The organism is Arthrobacter sp. NPDC058288 (assembly GCF_042880995.1).
Classification (GTDB): domain Bacteria; phylum Actinomycetota; class Actinomycetes; order Actinomycetales; family Micrococcaceae; genus Arthrobacter.
Genome location: NZ_JBHVYH010000022.1, coordinates 1 through 1,072, shown reverse-complemented (window position 1 = coordinate 1,072; position 1,072 = coordinate 1). Strand labels below are relative to the sequence as shown.

The following is a 1,072-nucleotide window of genomic DNA, read 5'->3' as shown; positions in this document are numbered from 1 at the left end:
GACTTCCCCACCATCTACCTGCTGACCGGCGGCGGGCCGGTCAGCGCCACCACCTCCCTGGTAGTCCTGGCCTACCGCACGGTCTTCCAGGACTTCGCCACCGGCCCCGGCGTAGCCATCGCGTTCCTCATGACCATGACCCTGGTGGTCATCTCCGTCATCCTGTACCGCCAGATCCGAAAGTCGAGTGTTGAATAATGAGCGCTGTAGTCCACGCCCATCCCCAATCCGGCCCGGTCCTGGGAGTCACTGACACCGGCAAGAAGCGACGCACCGTTTCCGAAGCAGGCGATCGCGGCCGGTGGTGGCGGTTCACGGCCATCCTGGTCATCACCGCAATCGTGCTGGTGCCGATCATGGTCACCGTGATCCTGGCCTTCACCCCCGGACCGACCAGCACCGCCACAGGCCTGACCTTCGAGAACCTCGCCAACGTGTTCTCCGGAACCCTGGCTGCCACCTGGCTGCAGAACAGCCTCATCACCACCCTGTCCACCGTGTTGGTCTCCGTGGCCGTCGCCGCCCCCGCCGGCTACGTCCTCTCCCGCGGCCGCAGCAGGGCGGTCTCCGGATACTCCCTGCTGCTGTTCGTCATGCAGTCCCTGCCCATCATCACCTCGGTGGTCCCGCTCTTCATCCTGTTCGCCGGCATGGGCCTGGTGGACAACCTGCTGGGCATCACCATCATCTACGTGGGCTCCACCATGACCGTGGCCACCTGGATGATGGCCGCCTACTTCGACTCCATTCCCGTCAGCCTCGAGGAAGCCTCCTGGATCGACGGCTGCTCAGTGTTCGGGTCCTTCACCAAAGTGGTCCTCCGAAACTCCCTTCCCGGCATCCTCTCCACCGCCATCTTCGCCTTCCTGCTGGCTTGGAACGACTACCTCGTTGCCATCGTCTTCCTGCGCTCCAACGAAATCTTCACCCTCCCCATGGGCGTCCAGTCCTTCTTCCAGCAGAACGCCACGGACTGGACCTCCGTCATGGCCCTCGCCGTGGTCATGATGCTCCCGCCGGTCATCGTCTTCGCCACCCTGAACAAATACTTCAGCGTCGGCGGCATCGGCGG

General features: G+C 63.9%; 1 protein-coding gene and 1 pseudogene. Both read left to right on the top strand.

The genetic code is table 11. The annotated features are described in order from the left end of the window. Positions 1–198: pseudogene (locus ACFVWT_RS22570) on the top strand (sugar ABC transporter permease); the annotation flags it as partial. Beyond that, positions 198–1,072: carbohydrate ABC transporter permease (locus ACFVWT_RS22565; RefSeq protein ID WP_390251886.1), on the top strand; the 875-nt coding region annotated here is incomplete at its 3' end. The pseudogene ACFVWT_RS22570 and the gene ACFVWT_RS22565, both read left to right, overlap by 1 nt.